General features: G+C 69.9%; 4 protein-coding genes. All 4 read left to right on the plus strand.

The features are described from left to right. Positions 1 to 100: 100 nt before the first annotated feature. Positions 101 to 1,288: a DUF6361 family protein gene (locus ACFQS9_RS17490; RefSeq protein WP_378406949.1), complete on the plus strand. Its 1,188-nt coding sequence runs from the start codon at positions 101 to 103 to the stop codon at positions 1,286 to 1,288. Next, positions 1,288 to 2,247, plus strand: coding sequence for a hypothetical protein (locus tag ACFQS9_RS17495; RefSeq protein ID WP_378406951.1), 960 nt, complete (start codon positions 1,288 to 1,290; stop codon positions 2,245 to 2,247). The genes ACFQS9_RS17490 and ACFQS9_RS17495 overlap by 1 nt, the downstream gene beginning before the upstream one ends. 212 nt (positions 2,248 to 2,459) lie before the next feature. Then, positions 2,460 to 3,086, plus strand: a complete 627-nt coding sequence (locus ACFQS9_RS17500; protein ID WP_378406953.1) for a hypothetical protein — start codon at positions 2,460 to 2,462, stop codon at positions 3,084 to 3,086. Further along, the gene (locus ACFQS9_RS17505; protein WP_378406955.1) at positions 3,083 to 6,253 is read left to right on the plus strand and encodes a DEAD/DEAH box helicase; all 3,171 of its coding nucleotides are present in this window, start codon (positions 3,083 to 3,085) and stop codon (positions 6,251 to 6,253) included. The genes ACFQS9_RS17500 and ACFQS9_RS17505 overlap by 4 nt, the downstream gene beginning before the upstream one ends. The last annotated feature ends 41 nt before the right edge of the window (positions 6,254 to 6,294 follow it).

Raw genomic sequence — 6,294 nt, forward strand, 5'->3', positions numbered from 1 at the left:
CGCGGCATTGATTTCCACCTGAAACGATCACCGTTGCCGGTCCGCACGACCGGGCCGAGTACCCCTCGCTATCCCCCGGAGACAAGGACCGCACAACTCGATGGTGTCCCACCTGGCCTGGCTGGACCACGACGAAACCCAACGCCGGCGCGTGATGCAGGCGATCGACCAGTTCCGGGACGAGGGCACCGTCGACGAGCTGGGGCTCGGCTCGATCCGCGACACCTTCTCGGCGCTGCTGCTGCCCGGCCTATCGACCCTGCACACCCGCGCCCGGTACCTGCTGTTCATCCCGTGGCTCGCGCAGGCGTCGGCCGCGGAGGCAAAGGATCCGCGTGGGCTCGCTTCCCTACTACGGGAGAAGGAGTTCCGACTCATCGAGTCCCTGGATCGTGGTGGCGAGACGCAGGGCCTGATCGGCCGGACCTCCAAACGCAGGCTCCAGCGCCTGCCGAGCGGCATGTTCTGGTCGGCCACCGCGCATTACGGGCTGCGCACCGACGGCCGGTCGATCGCGGCGACGCTGCGGCAGGCGTACGACGCGGCGAGGTTCGACCGCCGGACCGAGGCATCCGACGATCCCGGCGCCCGCCCCGACGCCGCTCCCACCGGGTTCGACCCGCGGCTTCCGCAGCCGCCCGAGGACCTGCTCACCGAAACCACCTTCGAGCTCTCTCCCTCCGAGGCTGAGTACCTGCGCGAACGCATGTGCACCACGCAGGCACGGTCGATGTTCCCGTGGCTGTTCCAGCACGGCGTCGACGCCGACGCCCCGTTCCTGTGGCAGCACCACGCCGCCGACGCGCTGAAGGGCCCGCTCGCCGGCACCATCGACCACGGCCGCCGCTTCTCGATCGCGATGGCCGGGGCGACGGTGCTCTACAACCTGACGCTGGCGCGCGCGAAGGACGACGACGAGCTCGTCGTCGGCTACACCGAGGCGTGGCAGGACTGGGTAACCGAGGTCCACACGACACGCGTACTCGACGGTTGGGACACCGCCGAGTTCTGGGAGCTGATGCACCGCACGGGCAAGATAACCCCGCCAACTGTCGGGTTCGTCGACGCCTGGATCGACGCGGCCGGCCACGAGACCGCGGCCCCGAGCGGGGGCGCGCAGAAGCTGGTGCGCGACCGGGAGGTTCAGCTCAAGGGCGCCCGCGCCCGCCTGGGCGGCAACATCGCGGGCGTCAACGCGTGGCGCGGCCAGTCGGGTGGGCAACTGACCTACAACTGGCCGGTCGCCGTCCGCATCCTGGGCGACGTGATCGCCGGACTGGAGAACTGATGCTCAGCCCCGACACCCGCGTCCTGCTCACCGACGCGTTGCAGCCACCCGCCGGGTACCGCGTGGACCGCGTTGTCACCACCACGTATTCGCTGGACCTGACGGCGCTGCTACTCGCGCCGCTGTCGTTCGCGGCGCGCTCCGGTGCAGATAATGTCGACGACGCGGACCCGATTGCGCTGCTCGAGTCGATCCGCCGCTACATCGGGTCGATGACGGTGTTCGCGCAGGCCGGCGGTCTGAAGCTGCCGGCCAGGTACCGCACCGTGCTGTCGTTCGCCGAGAACGCGGTCGTCGAGGTGCGGGCGCCGCAGCCGGGGCGATTGTTCCACCCGAAGATCTGGCTGCTGCGGTTCGTCAGCGAGGAGGACGGCGGCCACCTGCACCGCTTCCTGTGCTCGAGCCGGAATCTGACGTTCGATGCGTCCTGGGACACCCTGCTCGTCCTGGACGAGGAGCCCGAAGCCGAGGAGGTCGTCGACCCCACTCCGATCGCCAAGTTCGTCGCCACGCTGCCGGATCTCGCGACCACCCCGATGCCGGTCGCGCGGGCCGCCGCGGTCCGGGACCTGGCCCGCACCGTCCGCGGTGCGCGCTTCACGTGCCCGGCCCCGTTCACGTCGATGACGCTGCACCCGCTCGGCCTCACCGCCGGCGCGGCGCTGCCGATCCCGGATGCCGCGGATCGGGCGCTGGTGATCTCCCCGTTCTTCGACCCAGCGACCTCGCGGCGCTTCGCGGCGATCGCGCCGGGCGCCCGGATCGTCTCCCGTGCCGAGACATTCGATCGCACCGGGTCGGACGCCTTCGCCCGCGCGGAAACGTTCACCCTCCAATCGGTCGCGGACCGGCCCGGCGACGACGAGTCCGCCCCGGAGCCGGGCTCGGAGGTCGGCGGCGTCCCGTCCGGCTGCACGCCAAGACGTTCGCCTTCGACATCGGCAAGGAAACGCTGCTGATCACCGGGTCCGCGAACGCGACCAGCGCCGCGCTCGGCGGCAACGTCGAGTTCTCCGCCGCCCTCCGCGGGCCTGCCGCGAGTTGCGGCGTCGACGCGGTCTGGGAGAACGCTAAGGGCACAACGGGTCTCGCGCGGATCGTCGAGCCGTACACCATCACCACCGCCGACCCGGATGCCGACGCCGACGCCCTCGCGCGGGTGGAGAAGGACATGGCCGACTTCCGGGCCCTGCTCGCCGCCGCCGAACCGCAGCTGCACTTCACCCTCGACGGCGACACCGCGCTGTGCACGCTCCGAGTCCCCGACGATGTCGTCGGCGCGTTCGACGGGGAGGTCGCGGTCAGCCCCGTCTCCCTCAGCGGCGAGTACCGTCCCCTCGCCGTGGAGGTGAGCTGGCCGGGGGTCGCGGCCGCGAACGTGACCGCGTTCGTCGCCGTCCGCACCCGCCGCGACGGCGTCGAGCTGTTCGGCGTCGTGAAGGCGGCGCTGGTCGGCGACGTCGCCGGCCGGGACCGGCTGATCCTGCGCAGCCACATCGGCACCGCCCAGGATCTGACCCGCTGCCTGCTGTTCCTGCTCGGCGGCGAGCTCCATGCCCTCACCAGGGTGGAACGCGGACCGAACGGGGAACGCGCACCTGACCGCGGGTCGGTCGATGGCACCGTGCTGTTCGAGCCGTTGGTGCGCGCCGTGGTCGGTGATCGCGCCGCGCTGGACCGGGTCGACGCGCTGCTCCGCGATCTCGACGCCCCGTCCGATCTCATCGACGACGACCTGCGCGCCCTGCTGGACGCGGTACGACTCGCCCACGCCGCGGTGGCGGGAGGAGACAAGTGACCACCAAGCCCGACCTGGCCCGGACCCTCGCACCGCTCAAGGGATTCCAGCGCGACACCGTCGCGCACGTGACCAACCGGCTGTGGAAGGACCCGGACCCCACCACCCGGTTCCTGGTCGCGGACGAGGTCGGGCTCGGCAAGACCCTGGTCGGGCGCGGCGTGATCGCCGAGACGATCGAGCACCTCTGGGACCGGGAGGACCGCATCGACATCGTCTACATCTGCTCGAACTCTCAGATCGCTCGCCAGAACCTGAAGAAGCTGAAGCTCGATCACGTTGACGACTTCAAACATTCTGATCGGCTGACCTTGCTGATGGAGAACATCTCCGCGCTTCACGACCGCAAGGTCAACTACATCTCCTTCACGCCGGGCACGTCGTTCACGGTCGGCGAGACCGCCGGCAAGTCCGCCGAGCGAGTGCTGCTCTATCACCTGCTGCGGCGCGGCTGGGGCCGGCAGGAGATGACGTCGAAGGGCTGGCTGAAGTTCTTCCGCGGCAGCTCCGGTGCGGAGCGGTTCGAGGGCAAGATCAAGGCGTTCGACACGCACGCCATCACCGACGAGATCGCCGACGCGTTCATCGCGGACCTGAAGGCCGCGGACCCGATCGAGCCGGAGTTCGCCTGCCTCGAGGACGAGGTGTGGGACGTCGCCCACTCCCGGTTCGCCTACCTCAAGGGCGACGCGGACCGGCACCTGAGCCGCTACCGAAACCGGCTGATTGGCCGGATGCGGAACCTGGTAGCGCACGCCGCCATTCGCGCGCTCGAGCCGGACCTGATCATCCTCGACGAGTTCCACCGCTTCAAGACGCTCCTCGACGACGACAACGAGGAGGCAGAGCTTGCGAAGGCGCTGTTCAACCAGCCGACCGCGCGAGTTCTGCTGCTGTCGGCGACCCCGTTCAGTATGTACACGCTCCCCGACGAGCCGGAGGGCGCGGACCACTACGACGACTTCCTCGCCACCGTCCGCTTCCTGCTCGGCGGCCGCAACCTGCCCACGGAGGACGTCGACGCGCGGGTCGCCGCGTTGGGCCGCGACCTGGAGACGATGCGCCGCGCCGCTCTGCCCGGCGCCGACTCCCGCGAGGAGGGGCTCGGGGCCCGGGACCGGGTGCAGCACACGCTGACCCGGGTGATGTCGCGGGTCGAGCGGCTGGCGTCGACGCCGGACCGGGACGGCATGCTCACCGAGAAGCCGATGCCGGTGCCCGTCACCGCCGGCGACCTGCAGGCGTATGCGGGCGGGCAGCGGATCGCGGACGCAATCGGCCGCGACCGCGGCGGCCGGGACATCTTCGAGCTGTGGCGGTCGAGCCCGTACCTGTTCAACATCATGGAGACCTACCAGGTCAAGCAGGCCCTGAAGAAGGCGATCGACTCCCCGGATCCGGCCGTCCGAAAGCCGGTGCACGACGCAATCCGCACCGCCGACGGCCTCATCGACTGGTCGACCGTCGAGCAGTATCGCCCGCTTGGTGCGGGGAACGCGAAGATGCGGGCACTGGTCGCCGACACCGTCGATCGCGGCGCTTGGAAGCTCGCGTGGCTGCCACCGTCGCTGCCCTACTACCAGCCGGCCGGAGTATTCGCGGACGAGGCGCTGAGCACGTTCACGAAGCGGCTGGTGTTCTCCGCGTGGACGGTGGCGCCGAAAGCCATTGCCAGCGTGGTCAGTTATGAGGCCGAGCGGCGGGGGGTTAAGGAGTCGGGCCGCGCCGACAGGTACTCGGAACGGGCAACCCTCACCCAGCCGATCCGCCGTCCCCGGCACGACGGCACCAACCAGAACATGGCCCCCGAGGCCCTGTTCCAGCCGTCGATCGTGCTGGCGGAACTGTGCGACCCACTGACGCTAGCGCAGCGGGTCGGCGGTTCCCCGACCGCCGCCGAGCTGCGCGCCGTGGCGGAGGTCGCGGTGCGGGAGCGGTTCGAGGCGCTGTGCGCAGAGCGCGGAATCGCCCGGTCGTCGCGGTCGAAAGCGGACCCTTCCTGGTACTGGGCGGCGCCGCTGCTGTTGGACCGGCACGCGCACTCCGCTCGTCCGTTCCCGGTGGAGATCCCGGAGTACTTCGCTTCGGCGGAGGATCCGGACGAGCTGGACGTCGAGGCACTGGGAGGGTTTCCCGAGGATCTCGTCGAAACGGTCACCGAGCTCGGTCTCGCCGGTCCTGGAACGTGTGTCCTGCGGGCGCTCCGTCGTGCGACCGGCTCGGTTCGGCCGTTCTCAGACGACGAACTCTGGGACACCGCATTCGACGCGGCCAAGGACCTGCGGTCGATGTTCAACCAGGCCGAAATCGCCGCGGCTGTCCGGGTGTCGACGCCCGGCGACGCCTACTGGCGCTCCGTCCTCGACTACTGCCAGGCCGGAAACCTGCAGTCGATGCTCGACGAGTATTTCTCCCTCGGCGGCGTGGAACGCGACCACGACGGCAACGACCTGACGCCGCTGACCGAGAAGTTGGGCCGGGCACTGTCGGTGGGATTGGGCCGCGCGGAGATCGACGTCTTCGACACCGTCGGCGACGACGTGACCATCGACGGCTCGAACTCGATCCGGCACCACTTTGCGATGCGAATGGGTCACAAGGGGGCGACGGACGAGCGGCAGCAGGAGCGGGCCGGGGATGTACTGGCGGCCTACAACTCACCGTTCTGGCCGTTCGTGCTGGCGTCGACGTCGGTGGGTCAGGAGGGCCTGGACTTCCACACGTACAGTCACGCGATCGTGCACTGGAACCTGCCGGGGAATCCAGTGGACATGGAGCAGCGGGAGGGCCGCGTGCACCGCTTCCGTGGGCACGCGATCCGCCGCAACATCGCCGCCGAACATGGTGCTGCCGTTCTGGCCTCGGGCTGCGACGACCCGTGGTCGGCGATGTTCGCCGCCGCCGAGGCCGCCAAGTCCCCCAACGACACCGACCTGGTGCCGGACTGGGTGTACGCCCGGCCGGGCGGCGCGACGATCGAGCGGTACGTGCCGGCGATGCCGCTCAGCCGCGAGTCGGTACGGTACCAGCGCCTGCTGCGCACCGTCGGGGCCTACCGGCTGACGCTTGGGCAGCCCCGGCAGGAGGATCTAGTGCGGTATCTCAGTACCGGGGCGGCAGACGGGGAGGTGCTGCGGATCGACCTGGCACCGCCGGCACGAGGATGAACCTGTCTGGTGCTGGAATCATGGGAGGAGCCACGTCCAGC

Source organism: Rhodococcus daqingensis (genome assembly GCF_042665615.1).
GTDB classification, from domain to species: domain Bacteria; phylum Actinomycetota; class Actinomycetes; order Mycobacteriales; family Mycobacteriaceae; genus Rhodococcus_G; species Rhodococcus_G daqingensis.